The organism is Gulosibacter sp. 10 (genome assembly GCF_900163695.1).
Taxonomy (GTDB): Bacteria; Actinomycetota; Actinomycetes; order Actinomycetales; family Microbacteriaceae; genus Gulosibacter.
The window spans coordinates 147,472-163,276 of record NZ_FUIC01000024.1; the positions used below are offsets into that span (position 1 = coordinate 147,472).

The following is a 15,805-nucleotide window of genomic DNA, read 5'->3' on the forward strand; positions in this document are numbered from 1 at the left end:
CATATCCGCGGCCAAGGGTTGCGCCACTCTCACATCCGCAGCCAGGGGCCGCGCCACTCTCATATCCGCAGCTGGGGCCGCACGTCCGCGGTTGGGGCGCATGGGCCGCACGTCCGCGGTTGGGAACCGCGCGAGCCTCACATCCACGGCGCGGACGGCGCAGAACCGGGACGCGTCCGGCGAACTCGCCGCAGCTCGGGCCGAGGGGGGCGGGAAAGCCGCACCGCATCCGCCGGACCCGTCGCGGCGGGGTGCGCGGACGGGCTCGAGGTGAAAGACTCGATCAGTGCACCGCCTCGCTCGACTCAGCCTCACGAACCGCGCCCTCATCGCGCTGGTCACCGTCACCATCGCCTTCTTCGGCGTGACCTCGATGACCTCGCTCAAGCAGGAGCTCATCCCCTCGGTCTCGCTGCCGCAGGTGGCGGTGATCACGACGTACCAGGGCGCCTCGCCCGAGATCGTCGATGAGGACGTGAGCGCGCCGATCGAGTCGGCCCTCCAGGGGCTCCAGGGGCTCGAGGAGACCTGGACCACCTCGAGCGCGGGCTCCTCGACGGTGGTCGCGAGCTTCACCTACGGCACCGACATCGTCTACGCCGAGCAGCGCATCCAGCAGGCGCTCAACCGCATCGAGGGCACGCTGCCCGAGGACGCCGACGCGAACGTCATGTCGGGCGGCGTGGACGACCTGCCGGTCGTGCAGCTGGCCGTCACCGGCGGCGACCCCATCGAGGTCGCCGAGTACCTGCGGGTTGAGACGGTGGGCGAGCTGCGCGGGCTCGAGGGCGTGCGCGGCGTGGACCTCTACGGCGACCGCCAGGAGCGCATCACCATCGAGCCCGACCCCGAGGAGCTCGCCTCGCGCGGGCTCTCGATGGAGGCCATCACCGACACGCTCGAGGATGCCGGCGTGCTCGTCCCCGCGGGCCAGCTCACCGAGGACGGCGAGACGCTCACGGTCCAGGCCGGGCACGTGCTCGAGACGGTCGACGACCTCGCCGAGCTGCCGCTCATCGGCGCCGAGGCGGACGAATCCGGCGACGTGCCCACGCTCGGCGCCGTCGCCGAGGTGGTGCGCGACTACGCGCCCGTCGACTCCATCTCGCGCATCAACGGCGAGGACGCGCTGACGCTGTCGATCACGAAGCGCCCCGCCGCGAACACGGTCGAGGTCTCGCACGTGGTCGCCGAGGCGCTGCCCGAGCTCGAGGAGGGGCTCGCCGCCGCCACGGGCGCGGACATCGAGATCCTCGTCAGCATGGACCAGGCGCCGTTCATCGAGCAGTCGATCGAGACGCTCGTGGACGAGGGCCTGCTCGGCCTGCTCTTCGCGGTCGTCATCATCTTCCTCTTCCTGTTCTCGATCCGCGCGACGATCATCACGGCGATCTCCATCCCCACCTCGCTGCTGGTCACGTTCATCGGCCTGCAGTTCATGGACTACTCGCTCAACGTGCTGACGCTCGGCGCGCTCACGATCGCGATCGGCCGCGTGGTCGACGACTCGATCGTGGTGGTCGAGAACATCCGAAGGCACCTGGGGCTCAACCCCACCGCCTCCCTGCGCGGACGCGAGCGGGTGGTCGTGATCGGCCGCGCCGTGCGCGAGGTCGCCGCGGCGATCACCGCGTCCACGATCTCGACCGTGGCAGTGTTCGTGCCGCTCATGTTCGTCGCCGACATCACGGGCGAGCTCTTCCGGCCGTTCGCCTTCACCTCGGCGCTCGCGCTGCTCGCCTCGCTCGTGGTCTCGCTCACGATCGTGCCGGTGCTCGCATACTGGTTCATGGCCGGGTCGAAGGCCCGCCGCGGCGCCGCCGGCGGCTCGGGCAGGCACGCCGACGCCGAGACGGCGGCCGGCAAGCACGCCGCGCCCGCGGAGGTCGAGGAGGCGCCGACGACCGGCCCCGTTGACGCCGAGGACTCGTTCTCCACCGCCCTCGTGAGCCGCGAGGTCGACGAGGAGGCCCGCGAGGCCGCCATCGCGGAGGCCGAGGCCGAGCCGCGGAACTGGCTGCAGCGCGGCTTCGAGCCCATGCTCGGCGGGGTCATCCGGCATCCCTGGTACGTGCTCGGCGCCGCCGTGCTGCTGCTCGGCGGCACGGCCGCGATGGCGCCGCTGCTCACGACCAACTTCCTCGGATCCGCCGGCCAGAACACCTTCACGATCACGCAGGAGGCGGGCGCGAACGCGTCCATCGAGGCGATGAGCGAGGAGGCCGCCGAAGTCGAGACGCTGCTCGAGGCGTACGACGAGATCGAGATCGTGCAGCTCAACTACGGCACCGACCCGATGATGTCGATGCTCGGCGGTGGCGGCGGCGCCACGATGAGCTACTCGGTGACCGTGGCGCCCGATGCGGACGCCGACGCGATCCAGCAGGAGCTCATCGCCGAGTTCGAGCAGCGCGAGGACCTCGGCGAGATCACCGTGGGCTACGCCGGCGGCGGCTTCTCCGACGAGGTGACCGTGCGCGTCTCCGCCCCCGACCTCGAGGTGCTCGCCGAGGCGGAGGACCTCGCCCTGCCCGCCATCCGCGGCGTCGAGCAGGTGACCCAGGCCACGAGCGACCTCGACGAGACCCGGCCCTTCGTGCGCCTCGACATCGACCAGGCCGAGGCGGCGAGCCTGGGCCTCAGCGAGGCGGCGCTCGGCGGGCAGATCGCGCAGTCCCTGCAGCCCGTGCAGGTCGGGCAGGTGATGCTCGACGGCCAGTCGATGAGCATCTACTTCGTGGGCTCGGAGGAGCCCCCGCAGAGCGTGGACGAACTGCGCGACCTCGAGATCCAGGTCGGCCCGACCACCGTGCCGCTCAGCGATCTCGCCGAGGTCGAGGTCGTGGACGGCCCCGTCTCCATCAACGCGGAGTCGGGCACCCCGTACGTCGACATCACCGTGGCGAGCGACAGCGCCGACCTCGGCGGGCTCAGCACCGCGATCGAGACCGCCCTGGCGGACGTCGACCTGCCCCTCGGCGCCTCCGCCGAGCTCTCGGGCACCGCGGCCGACCAGCAGGAGGCGTTCGAGCAGCTCGGACTGGCGCTGCTCGCGGCGATCCTCATCGTCTACATCGTGATGGTCGCGACGTTCAAGAGCCTGCTGCAGCCCTTCCTGCTGCTCATCTCCATCCCCTTCGCCGCGACCGGCGCGATCCTGCTGCAGGTGGCGACGGGCATCCCGCTTGGCGTGCCCTCGCTCATCGGCGTGCTGATGCTCATCGGCATCGTGGTGACGAACGCGATCGTGCTCGTCGACCTCGTGAACCAGTACCGCGCCCGGGGGCTGAGCGTGCGCGAGGCCACCTTCGCCGGCGCGAGCCGACGCGTGCGCCCGATCATCATGACCGCGCTCGCGACCATCCTCGCCCTCACCCCGATGGCGCTCGGCATCACCGGGCAGGGCGGGTTCATATCGCAGCCCATGGCGATCGTCGTGATCGGCGGCCTGCTGTCGTCCACGCTGCTCACCCTCGTGGTGCTGCCCGCGCTGTACGTGGTGGTGGAGGGCGCGATCGCCCGCCGGGCCGAGCGCCGCGAGGCGCGCAACGAGCGCAAGCTGCGCGAAGCCGGCCTGACGGCCGCGGAACAGGAATAATCCATGGCGAAACGCGGCTACCGGCCCCCGAGGGACTACGACCCCCGCAAGGCGGCGCAGAAGAAGGGCGCCCGCAAGCGGCGGCTCCCGGCGCAGGATGCCGGGGAGTCGGCGGGCGCGCGGGACGGCGCCGGGCGCGATGGCGGGGCCTCCCGCGACGGCTCGGGTTCGGGCCGGCCGGGTCGCGGCGCGGATGCGCGCGGCGGTCGCGCGCACGGCGCTCCGGCGCGGGACGGCCGGGACTCCGGGGGCCGGGGCGCGGGTGCGCCCGGTCGCGGCGAGCGGTCCCGCGAAGACGGCGCCCGTGATGAGCGTGCCCGCGACGGCCGGTCCCGCGGCGAGCGGTCCCGCGAAGACCGGCCCGGCGGCGAGCGCTCGCATGACGGGTATGCCCGCCACGAGCGGCCCGCCGGCTCGCGGCCCGCGCACGGCGCATCCGGCGGCTCCGCCGGGGCGTCCGCATCCCGCGCCCGCACCGGCGGGCAGAAGCGCGACAAGGCGCGCGCCCAGCGTGAGCGCGATCGGGCGATCGACGAGTTCCTCGCGGGCGACCAGGCGCGGGAGCCGCGACGCGAGCGCGAGCACGTCGTGCACGACCGGCTCGAGGCGCGCATCACCTCCGTCGCGGACGCCGAGGGCGTGCGCTTCGCCGACCTCGGGCTCGATCCGAAGCTCATCCGCGCGCTCGCCGAGCTCGGCGCCGACGAGCCGTTCCCCATCCAGGTGGCGACGATCCCGGATGCGCTGGGCGGGCGGCACGTGCTCGGCCGCGGCCGCACCGGCTCGGGCAAGACCATCGCGTTCGGCAGCGCGCTCGTGCAGCGGCTCTACCGGCTGCGAGGCAACCGCAAGCAGGGCGTCGGCCGCGCGCCGCAGGCCCTCATCCTCGCGCCCACGCGCGAGCTCGCGCTGCAGCTCGACCGCACGGTGCAGCCCCTGGCCCGCGCGCTCGGGCTCTTCACGACGCAGGTCTACGGCGGTGTCGCCTACGGCAAGCAGAACACGGCGCTGCGCCGCGGCGTCGACATCGTGATCGGCACGCCGGGGCGGGTCGAGGACCTCGTGCGCCGCGGCAACCTCGACCTCTCGCAGGTGGTCATCACGGTGCTCGACGAGGCCGACGAGATGAGCGACATGGGTTTCATCGAGCCCGTCGAGCGGCTGCTCGACGAGACGCGGCCCACCGGGCAGCGGATGCTGTTCTCGGCCACGCTCGACGCGCAGGTCCTCGGGCTCGTCGAGAAGTACCTGCCGAGCCCCGCCGTGCACGAGGTCGCGGACGACGCGCTCGGCGAGATCGAGCACCGGGTGCTCATCGTCGACCGCCGCGACCGCGAGCCCGTGCTCGCGCAGCTCGCCGGATCGGGCGGCCGCGTCCTCATCTTCCGGCGGATGCGCGCCGGTGCCGAGGAGCTCGCGCAGGCGCTCGCGGGGCACGGGGTGCGCGCCGTCGCCCTCCACGGCGACCTCGATCAGAAGCAGCGGCAGGCGAACCTCGCGGAGTTCACCCACGGCGGCGTGAACGTGCTGGTCGCCACCGACGTCGCGGCGCGCGGCATCCACGTGGACGACGTGCGGCTGGTGGTGCAGGCCGATCCTCCCGCCGACTACAAGGCCTACCTGCACCGCGCCGGTCGCACCGGGCGGGCGGGCAACCGGGGCCTGGTGGCCACGCTCGTGCAGCCCGGCCGAGAGCGGAAGATGGTGGCCGTCCTCGGCGACGCGGAGATCGACGCGCCCTTCATCCGCGCGAGTCCGGGCGGCCCGGAGCTCGACGAGTTCCTCGCGTACTGAACCCCTGCGGCATCGGCTGGTCGCGGCAGGGCGTGTGACCCGCGTGGCTGCGCGCGTCTGCACAGCTGCCGTTCCGGGCGCACATCGCGCGTGCAACGGCGTCCTGAGCACCGACCATCTGCACTAGGAGGGCAATCAGCGGGCCATGTCCCCGTATAGCGGGGGATGGCGCCGAAACATCCCTCCTAGTGCAGATCCATTCCGCGGAATCCGCCGCGGGCCGCCGCCGTCATGCCCCGTTCACCTCCGGGTAACCGGCGGCTCGCTCCGCTCCGCTTCACTGGCGCAGTTGTGTTCTCACACCGAAGGAGCGAGGAATGCGCGGACTGCGCCCAGGACTCTCGGCGGCAGCGGCCATCGCGATCGGAGGAGCCGTGCTCGTCGCGGCCCCCGGCGCGATGGCGGCGCCGGACGAGGACGGCATCGTCATCAACGAGGTGAACTACGACGACGCGCACACCGGCGAGGTCGACGCGGTCGAGTTCTACAATCCGGGCGCCTCGCCCGTCGACATCTCGGGCTGGAGCCTGCACGACGACAAGGATCGGCCGGGGGAGGCCGACATCCCCGAGGGCACGGTCGTGGGGTCCGGCGAGTACTTCGTCATGCTCGGCGACGAGCAGGACTTCCCCTTCGGCCTCGGCAAGGGCGACTCGGTTGTGCTCAAGAATGCGGCCGGCGCGGTCGTCGACCGCCTCGACTACGAGAACACCGCGCCGATCGCGGTGTGGGCCCGGTGCCCCGACGGCACGGGCGACTGGGCGCACGCGGCCGAGCTCACGCTCGGCGGCCCGAACGACTGCGAGCAGCCGGAGCCCGAGCCTGTCGACGCCGAGCTCGTGCTCAACGAGATCGACTCCGGCCCCTCCGACTGGATCGAGTTCGTCAACCCGGGCGACGAGGCGCTCGACCTCGCCGGCTACGAGGTGCGCGACAACTCGGACGACCACCGCTGGCGCTTCCCCGACGGCGCGTCGATCGCGGCAGGAGAGCACCTCGTCGTGGACGCGAAGGCAGAGGGCCTCTTCCTCGACGGCGCCGAATGGAAGCCCGGCACCTTCGAGTCCGCCATCGGGATCGGCTCCGGCGACTCCATCCGCGTGTACGACCCCTCGGGCGAGCTCGTGCAGGAGCACTCCTGGACCGAGCATGCGAACATCGACGGTGACGAGGCGGCGGCCACGCTCGGGCGCTGCCCCGACACGACGGGCCCGTTCGCGCTCGCGTTCGCGACGCCGGGCGAGGCGAACGAGTGCGTCGCCCCCGCCGTCGCGATCAACGAGATCGAGTCGAACGGCGACACGAACGACTGGGTCGAGGTCATCAACACGGGCGGCACGGCAGTGGACATCTCCGGCTGGACGGTGATGGACGACGACCCGATCGGTCACGCGAACGACACGACGCCGCTGCCCGAGGGCACGGTGCTGGAACCCGGTGCGCTCTTCGTCTTCGACGAGAACGCGGAGTTCGCCTTCGGCCTCGGCAGCGGCGACACCGCGACCCTCCGCGATGCGGCGGGCCAGACCGTCGACGAGCACACCTGGAACGGCCACGGGAACGGCAGCCTGCAGCGCTGCCCCGACGGCACGGGCGAGTTCGCCGACGTCGAGGTCTCGACCAAGGGCCGGCCCAACGCCTGCGGCAACCCGGTCGTGCTCAACGAGATCGAGTCGAGCGACGCCTCGGACGGCGAGGACTGGATCGAGCTCGCGAACCCCGCATCCGAGCCGCTCGACGTCTCGGGCCTCGTGATCAAGGACGACGATGACGCCCACGCCTACGAGCTCCCGGAGGGCACCTCGATCGAGGTCGGCGGCTACCTCGTGCTCACCGAGGCGGAGTTCGGATTCGGCCTCGGCGGCAGCGACTCGGTGCGGATCTACGAGGGCGGGGCCCTCGTCGAATCCGCCGAGTGGGAGGGCCACGCGGCCGAGACCTGGGGCCGCTGCCCCGATCTGACCGGCGAGTTCGCGGTCACCGCCGAGCCCACGCCCGGCGCGGCGAACTCGTGCCCCGGCATCCCCGGAGTCGAGCCCTGGCCCGGCGCCGACGAGGTGGCCGTGGTCGACGAGGAGCCGATGTTCCTCGAGGACTCCTCGGGCCTCGACTTCCACGAGGGCGCGCTGTGGGCCGTCGACAACGGCACCGGCACCATCTGGAAGCTCGACGCGGAGCGGGACGGCTCCGTCGCGTTCGCCGAGGGCTGGGAGGACGGCAAGCGCGTGCGCTTCCAGTCCGACGACCCGACCTCGGCCGGCCCGGATGCGGAGGGCATCACCCTCGCCGGCGACGGCACCGCCTATCTCGCGGTCGAGCGCGACAACTCCGACAAGGGCACGAACTTCAACGCCATCCTCGGCGTTGACTCCGAGCAGCCCGGCCCGGACATCGTCGCCGACCGCGAGTGGGACCTCACCGATTCCCTGCCCGCCGTCTCGGCGAACATGGGCATCGAGGCCGTGGAGTGGGTCTCGAACGACGTGCTCGAGGGCGTGCTGATCGACGAGCGCACCGGCGAGGCGTTCGACCCGGCCGACTACCCGGGCGCCGTGTCCGACGGCGTGTTCTTCGTGGCGCTCGAGGACAACGGGCACGTCTACGCCTACGTGCTCGGCGAGGACGGCTCGGCCGAGCAGATCGCCGACATCGACCCGCGGATCGGCGGCGCGATGGGCCTCGACTACGACGAGGCGCTCGGCGTGCTGTGGGTCGAGTCGGACGACGGCTACGACGGGCGGCTCGCCCAGGTCTCGTTCGTGCAGCCGACCGTGGCGCAGGCCGCCGCGGTGGAGGTGCAGCCCGGCGTCGAGGTGGTCCACGTCGACCGGCCCGCGTCGATGCCGAACGTGAACAACGAGGGCTTCGCGACCTCCCCGACCGACTACTGCGTGGACGGGCAGCGGCCCGCCTGGTGGTTCGAGGATGGCGTGACCTCGGGGGCGCTGCGCACCGCCCCGCTCGAGTGCACGCCCGTCGACGACGGCTCGGCCGATGACACGGCCGACGGCGGTCAGGACGGCGACGACACCGCTGCTGCGGACGGCGGCGAGGACGCGCAGGGGGCCGTCGAGGGCGGGCAGGACGCCGATGGCTCCGCGGACGCCGGCGCCGACGGGTCGGCGGATGCCGGCGCCGAGGGGACGGGCGACGCGGCCGCTGCGGATGGCGCGACGGCAGGCGGTTCGGACAGCGGGGCCGCTGCTCAAGGCACGGCCGATGGCGCCGCTTCGGACGGCGAGGACGGCTCGACCGAGGCGGGCGATCTCGCGCGCACCGGCGCCGACGGCATCACGTGGGTGATCATCGCCGGCGTGGTGCTCGTGGTCCTGGGGGCGCTGCTGTTCTTCCTGCGTCGCCGGAGCGGCAAGGAGTAGCCGGCGATATCCGTCAGGTTCTGCGCTAAGACGTCTGTGAGCGCCCTATCCCCGCTGATTTGCGGGGATAAGGGCGCCACGGGCGTCTTAGTGCAGCTCGGTCGCGGGGGTCCGGCTTCTGCCGGGTTGGGCGGTGCAGGCGCAGGGCAATTCGATAGGGGATCCCTGATCAGTAGCCCCTGCGCTGGCTTTGAAGGGATGGGGTGCGGGCGTCCTAGCGCAGCTCGGCTGCTGTGGGCCGTCGACCGGTGTCTCTGCGCCGGTTCCTGCGGGGCGCAGGGCGATTCGGCGGGGGCTGACAGGCAGTCTCTGTGCCGGCTTCCGCGGGCGACCGAAGGGTGAGGCGTCCGTGGGTGGACAGGGGTGTCGGCCGCACTCTCGCCGGGACGGAACACAGCGCACGTCGCAGCCGTCGCCCCGCTTCCGCCGACGTGGTTCTGCACTAGGAGGGCAGCCGCAGGGCTATGTCCCCGTATAGCGGGGGATAGCGCTGAAATTGCCCTCCTAGTGCAGATCGGGAGCGGCGGCACCGCCATTTGTCCTATGTATGCCGACTTCACGGGTGCCCGAGAACGGGGGAACCGCCCCGGGAGCGCAGGGCATCGTCGGAACTGCGTCCGCAGAACGCTGCGAAAGAGCGCGGGCCGGGTCATGCCGTTGGCAGGGATCACGGCTGGCCCGCCGCGAACCGCGGCGCCCTGCTCCACCGCGGGTCCACTCACGTCCCGCATGAGGCCGAGCAGCGGCCCCGCCCGCGCTACGCGAGCCCGAGCAGGACGCCGGCGACGAACACCGCGGCGAACAGCAGCAGCATGACGGCGAGGAACGCCGCGTCGCAGGGACGGAAGCGTATCGGGTGCCGCTCGGTACGGTAGGGCCGGTAGCCGAATCCGCGCGCATCCATCGAGAGCGCCACGCGATCGGAGTGGCGCAGCGCGGCGGCGAGCAGCGGCACGAGCGAGGAGAGCTGCCGCTTCGCCCATCCCCACGGCCCGCGGCCGAAGGAGATGCCGCGGGCCCGGTGCGCCTGCCGGATGATGCCGAGCTCGAGCCGGAAGCGCGGCACGAAGCGGAACGCGGCGAGCCCCGCGTAGCCGAATCGGTAGGGGACGCGCAGCTGCTGCACGAGTGCGCGGACGAAGTCGCCGCCCGCGGTCGTCGAGCCGCTGAACAGCGCGAGCGCCACGATCGCGACGAGCCGCGAAGAGGTCTCGAGACCGCGTTCCCAGGCCCCGACGCGGAAATGCCAGTCGCCGATGCTCACGATCGGGGGAGTGCCGGCCACCTCCGCGGGGTCGATCCAGATGCCGAGGGTGACGGAGAGCACGAGCGCGAGCAGGGGGAAGCCGAGCACGAGCAGCACGCGCTGCGGCCACCGCATCGCCGACCCGAAGAGCAGCGCGAGCACCGCGACGGCGACGAGCCCGGCGGGGATCGCGAAGCCGCCGACGAAGAAGACCGCGATCATCGGCACGAGCGCCGCGCCGAGCTTCGCGAAGGGATGGATGCGGTGCAGCAGCGGCAGCCCGAGCGATTCGGCCTCCGCGATCGACGGACGGTCGAGGCGGTTTCCGGAGCGGCGGTTCCGTGCTCTCCGGGCGCGGCCGGCGGCCGCCCGGACCTGTGCAGTTTCCGGACGCCCGACGGCGGACGCGCCCGGCCGCGGAGCGGCGGATGAGGAAGCGCCCCGCCGTCCTCCGGCGGTCGGGGGTCCGGCAGGCAGCGATGCGGATTCGTCGGCGGGCCGGGCGTCTCCCGGGTCGATTCGCGGTCGGGGATCAGCCACGGCGATCACCCGCCCCGGATCCGGGAGTGGCGGCGCCGGGTGCGTCCGGCGCCGCGCCGAGGTGCCCGCCGAAGGCCGCCGCGCCGGGCCCGCGACCGACTGCGGGGCCCGGCAGATCGCGCATCCGCGTGATCCCGGAGAGCCGCGGCTGCGAGTCGAGCCTCCGGAAGGCCGTGGCCAGCGGCGGCAGGCCGATCCCGACCTCCTCGAGCACGGGGCCCGCGAGCACCTCGGGCGTGGGGCCGTGGGCGGCGATGCGGCCGGCGTCGACCACGATGAGCCGGTCGGCGACCTCGGCCGCGAGCTGCAGATCGTGGGTGGCCATGAGCACGGTCGTGCCCGCGTCGTTGAGCTGTCGGAGCATGTCGACGAGTTCGACGGCGCGCGCCTGATCCTGTCCGAAGGTCGGCTCGTCGAGCACGAGGACCGGCGCCTCCGACATGAGCGCCGTGGCCACCGAGAGTCGCCGCTTCTGCCCGCCCGAGAGGAGGAAGGGATGCAGGTCCGCGACCCGCTCGAGCCCGAAGCGGGCGAGGGCGGCGGCGACGCGTCCGGTCACGAGCGGCTCGTCGAGCCGCCGGGCCCGCGGCTCGAGCGAGAGCTCCTCGCGGACCGTGTTCGCGAGGAACTGGTGCTCGGGGTTCTGGAAGACGTAGCCGATGCGATCGCGCAGGTCGCGCACGCCGAGGCGCGCGACATCGCGGCCGGTCGGGGGCGCGCCGGCGTAGTCCGGGTCGAACACGGTCACCGCGCCGCGCGGCGGGGTCTCGATGCCCGCGAGCGACTGCAGCAGCGTGCTCTTGCCCGCGCCGTTCGGCCCGACGACCGCGACGAACGCGCCCCTGGGCACGTCGAGCGAGACGCCGTCGAGCACGGTGCGCCTGCCGCGGCGCACGGTGAGCCCCTCGGCCCGCAGCACCGGATCGGCGCTCGCGGTCGTCGGGATCGTGGAGCGGGCGGCCGAGTAGGGGGATCCGGCAAGTGCGGCGGCGGGCGGTGCGGAAGCCGACGACACGGTGAGCCCGTCGGGGACGCTTGGCGCGTCGGTTGCGGGGCTGGCGGGTGCGGCCGTGCAGGTGTCGGCGGCGAACGTAGCCGGGCCGGTGAGCCCCTCGGATGCGCCCGGCGTGCTGGTTGCGGCGGTATCGGCAGTGGAGGCAGCCGGCTCATCTGCCGCGGCATCGGCAGGGTCGCACGCAGCGCCGGAGCCCGGGGAGGCTCCCGGCGCCGGAGCCGCGAGCAGCGCCTCGCGCAGCTCCGCGACGGTGAGCGGCAGCTCCCGGAACGCCCATCCCGCGGACCGCAGCCGCGCGCCCGCGGCGGTGGCGATCGGCAGCCAGACTCCGAGCGCCGACAGCTCCTCGGCGTGCTCGACGAACACTTCGCGCGGCGTGCCCGTCAGGAAGGGCGCGCCGTCGGCGTCGAGCACGAGGGCCCGGGTGGCGATGCGCAGCGCCTCGTCGAGGTTGTGCTCGATGAGCACCACGCCGATGCGGCGCTCCTCGAGCAGCCGGTCGAGCACGCGGTAGACCTCTCGCGCGCCGTGCGGGTCGAGGTTCGCGGTCGGCTCGTCGAGGATGACGAGCGGCGAGCCCTGCGCGAGCGCCGCCGCGATCGAGAGGCGCTGGCGGCCGCCGCCCGAGAGCAGCTCGGGCGCATCCTCGCGCCGCTCCCACAGCCCCACGTCGCGCAGCGCCCGCTCGACCCGCGCGTCGATCTCCTCGGCCGGCACGCACAGGTTCTCGGGGCCGAACGCGACCTCGTCGAAGACGGTGGCGGCGACGATCTGGGCATCCGGATCCTGGAAGACCATCGCGGCGTGTCGGCTCGCCTCGGCCAGCTCGAGGTCGGCCAGCGGCCGACCCGACAGCGCGACCGAGCCGTCCACCTCCGCCCACATCGCCTTCGGCACGAGCCCGTTCAGCGAGAGCGAGAGCGTGGACTTGCCGCAGCCGGAGGGGCCGAGCACGAGCAGCGCCTCGCCCGGGCGCACCTCGAACGACACCTCCGCCGGAGTGGGCCGCTCGGCATCGCGGTGCGTGACGCTCAGCGACTCGACGCGGATGAGCGCGGGGTTGGTCACGTGGTCCGGTCTTGCGAGGCGGATGCGTCGGTGCCCGCACCGGCCGGCGGGGCATCGGGCTTCGCGCTGGGGCCGCGCGGCGACCTCTCGGGATGCTCATCCGTCGCGGCCGCTCCGGCGCCGTCCGCTCCCTTGGTCGGTGCCGCGGCATCCGCCGGGCGCCTGCGCTGGGAGGCGAGGCGGCGCTCGTCCATCCGCAGGCCGCGGGCCACGCCGGCGCGGTCGAGTGCGTCGGCGAGCCACAATGCGATCAGCGTGAAGATCGGCGGGGATATGAAGAAGCAGACGACGATCAGCGCGGAGCCGAGCACGTCGTAGTCGTGGCCGCGGAGGATGCCGAACGCGGCGCCCGTGACGAAGAGCCCCTGCAGCACCGAGCTGAGGACGAACAGCCAGCGCTTCCAGTAGCGGTAGCGGGCGATGAGGAACGGCAGCTCCTGCGCGGCGCCGATCGCGAGGCCGATGAGGAAGGCCATGAAGCCGATGGGCTGGAACGGGCTCGCGACGAGCCCGGAGAGCGCGGCCGTGAGCAGCGCCACGCCGCCGCGGTGGAACAGCGCCTGCGCGAGCGCGCCCGGCAGGAAGTAGAGGCCCATCGTGATGCCGTACAGGAACGGGATCGTGTTGACGGTCAGCCCGCCCACCCAGGCGTGCGCGGTGAACAGAACGCCGCCCGCGACGCCGATTGCGGCGCAGGCGAGGAGGAGGCGAGTGCTGATGTTCTTCATAGGTAACCCTTACCAGTCTACCGGCGCGCGGGAGTCCGCAAGGGGCTGCTCTCGACCGCGGTTGTCGTTTCGGATGCGTATAGGGTTCGGAGCCGCATTATCGGTTTCTGAAGGCTATTCGCATCCGGAACAGCGGGCCCGGAGGAGAACCTCCGGGCTGTCGGCTTCCAGTGAAGCTGTGGCCGCACCCGCATGCTAGTTTCGGTGGGCAAATCGCTCGTGCGGAACGACACAGGGGGAGACCACCGTGCTCGACGTCAGGAACATCAGTCACTGGTACGGCGAGAGGCAGGTGCTCGACGACGTCTCCTTCACCGTCACGAGCGGGCACCTCACCGGCTTCGTCGGCGCGAACGGCGCCGGCAAGACCACGACGATGCGGTCCATCCTCGGCCTCATCCGCCCCACGCGGGGCGAGGTGCTGCTCGACGGCCACGCGATCACCGACACCGACCGCGCGCGCTTCGGCTACATGCCCGAGGAGCGCGGCCTCTACCCCAAGATGAAGGTGCGCGAGCAGGTCATCTACTTCGCCCGGCTGCACGGGGTGGCCACCGCCGCCGCGACCAAGCGGGCGGACGAGCTCATCGAGCGGGTCGGCCTCTCGGAGCGGGCGAACGAGAACGTCGAGGCGCTCTCGCTCGGCAACCAGCAGCGCGCGCAGATCTGCGTGGCGCTCGTGCACGACCCCGAGTTCCTCATCCTCGACGAGCCGTTCTCGGGACTCGACCCGATCGCGGTGGACGTCGTGCTCGGCGTGCTGCAGGAGCAGGCGGCGCGCGGCGTGCCCGTGCTGTTCTCCTCGCACCAGCTCGACGTGGTCGAGCGGCTCAGCGACGAGCTCGTCATCATCTCGAACGGGCAGATCCGCGCCTCGGGCTCGCGGCAGGCGCTGCAGGAGCAGCATTCGCACGGGCTCTTCCGCATCCAGCTCGAGGACGAGGCGTGGCTGCTGCAGGAGCCCGACGTCGCCGAGGTCTCGCGCGAGGGCCGCGATCTGATCTTCCGCATCGACGGCGAGGACACGGATGCGCGCAGCCAGCAGCTGCTGCAGCAGGCCATCGCCCGCGGCCCGGTCCGCACGTTCAACCACGAACTGGTCAAGCTTTCGACGATCTTCAAAGAGGTGCGCTGATGACTGCGAACTCGACTCCCGAGACCACCGGGGCGCCCCGCGACGGCCGGCGGCCCGACACCCTGGCCCGGCCGCTCGGCGCGGGCAAGGGCATCCAGCTCATCGCCATGCGCGAGATCCTCACCACGGTGCGCTCGAAGGCGTTCATCTGGAGCATGGTCATCACGGTGGTCGCGGTGGCGGCCGTGATCCTCGGCCAGAACCTGATCGGCAATATGATGCAGTCGCTGTTCACGAGCGACGACGAGACCACGGTCGCGACCACGGTGGACGCGGAGGCGTTCGGCGAGCTCGAGGGCATCACGTTCGAGTCGGCCGGCTCGGCGGACGACGCCGTCGCCGCGGTCGAGTCGGATCGTGCCGACGTCGCGCTCGTCTCGGGACCGGAGGCGGTGGGCCTGCAGCTCTACGCCGATGACGGATCGCAGCTCGACACGAGCGCCTTCGCCGAGCTGCCCTTCGTGCTCGTGGGCTCCGACGAGGTGCCCGAGATGCTCTCGGGCATGCTCACGATCGCGCCGGGAGAGGGCTTCCTCGAGCCCGAGGCCTCGGGCGGGGACGCGATGGCCAACTACTTCCTCGCGCTCGCCTTCGCGCTGCTCTACTTCATGTCGATCATGATGTTCAGCCAGCGCATCGCGCAGACCGTGATCGAGGAGAAGGCCTCGCGCATCGTGGAGCTGCTGCTCGCGACGGTGAAGCCGGTCACGGTGCTCGCCGGCAAGGTGATCGGCGGCACGGTCATGGCCTTCGCGGAGGTGCTGCTGATCGTGATCGTGGCGCTCGGCTGCTTCGCGGCGACGGGGCAGCAGGACATGCTCTCGATGCTCGGCTCGCCCATGATCTGGTTCGCGGTGCTGTTCCTCGCCGGGTTCATCCTGTTCGCGGCGCTCTACGCGGCGCTCGCCTCCACCGTCTCGCGGCCCGAGGACGTGGCCAGCGCGACCTCGCCGCTCACGGTGCTGATCATGATCCCGTACATGCTGGTGATCATCGCGAATCAGAACGAGACGCTCATGACCTGGCTGAGCTACATCCCCTTCTCGGCGCCCGTGGCGATGCCGGTGCGGATGTTCAACACGGGCACCGAATGGTGGGAGCCGTTCCTGGCGCTCGCGATCCTCGTCGTGACCGTGGTCGTGGCGCTGTGGTTCGCGGCCCGCATCTACCAGAACTCCATCCTGCGCACGGGCTCGAAGATCAAGGTCGTGGACGCCTTCCGCAACAAGTAGGCGGGTATCGAGCCGGGCTTCCGGGTCCTTCGAAGCCCGGCGCCCGGCGCGCATGCCGGTCCGGGCGCCCGG

8 protein-coding genes are annotated in these 15,805 nt (G+C 72.2%); 5 read left to right on the plus strand and 3 right to left on the minus strand.

The features are described from left to right. Window positions 1-286: 286 nt before the first annotated feature. From FM112_RS09845 to FM112_RS09855, 3 genes are all read left to right on the plus strand, one after another. Complete coding sequence (locus FM112_RS09845; protein ID WP_087006982.1) at window positions 287-3,598, plus strand: efflux RND transporter permease subunit; 3,312 nt, start codon at window positions 287-289, stop codon at window positions 3,596-3,598. Window positions 3,599-3,601: 3 nt separating this feature from the next. Beyond that, on the plus strand, window positions 3,602-5,392 hold the full coding sequence (locus FM112_RS09850; RefSeq protein ID WP_087006984.1) for a DEAD/DEAH box helicase: 1,791 nt from the start codon (window positions 3,602-3,604) through the stop codon (window positions 5,390-5,392). A 317-nt stretch (window positions 5,393-5,709) separates the two neighbouring features. Continuing rightward, the gene (locus FM112_RS09855; protein ID WP_087006986.1) at window positions 5,710-8,769 is read left to right on the plus strand and encodes a lamin tail domain-containing protein; all 3,060 of its coding nucleotides are present in this window, start codon (window positions 5,710-5,712) and stop codon (window positions 8,767-8,769) included. A gap of 757 nt (window positions 8,770-9,526) precedes the next feature. On the opposite strand, the gene FM112_RS09860 is transcribed toward FM112_RS09855, so the two are convergent. The 3 genes from FM112_RS09860 to FM112_RS09870 are packed head-to-tail and all read right to left on the minus strand — an operon-like array spanning window position 9,527 to window position 13,366. Further along, on the minus strand, window positions 9,527-10,555 hold the full coding sequence (locus FM112_RS09860) for an energy-coupling factor transporter transmembrane protein EcfT (protein ID WP_176386775.1): 1,029 nt from the start codon (window positions 10,553-10,555) through the stop codon (window positions 9,527-9,529). Further along, a complete protein-coding gene (locus FM112_RS17575; RefSeq protein ID WP_087006991.1) occupies window positions 10,548-12,638 on the minus strand; it encodes an ABC transporter ATP-binding protein in 2,091 nt (696 codons plus the stop codon). The genes FM112_RS09860 and FM112_RS17575 overlap by 8 nt, the downstream gene beginning before the upstream one ends. Continuing rightward, window positions 12,635-13,366 (minus strand): ECF transporter S component, encoded by a 732-nt coding sequence (locus FM112_RS09870; RefSeq protein ID WP_087006994.1) that lies wholly within the window; start codon window positions 13,364-13,366, stop codon window positions 12,635-12,637. The genes FM112_RS17575 and FM112_RS09870 overlap by 4 nt, the downstream gene beginning before the upstream one ends. A 247-nt stretch (window positions 13,367-13,613) precedes the next feature. Here FM112_RS09870 and FM112_RS09875 point away from each other — a divergent pair, with 247 nt between their 5' ends. After that, window positions 13,614-14,501: an ABC transporter ATP-binding protein gene (locus tag FM112_RS09875; protein WP_087006996.1), complete on the plus strand. Its 888-nt coding sequence runs from the start codon at window positions 13,614-13,616 to the stop codon at window positions 14,499-14,501. Then, window positions 14,501-15,733: an ABC transporter permease gene (locus FM112_RS09880; protein ID WP_087006998.1), complete on the plus strand. Its 1,233-nt coding sequence runs from the start codon at window positions 14,501-14,503 to the stop codon at window positions 15,731-15,733. The genes FM112_RS09875 and FM112_RS09880 overlap by 1 nt, the downstream gene beginning before the upstream one ends. Window positions 15,734-15,805 lie beyond the last annotated feature (72 nt).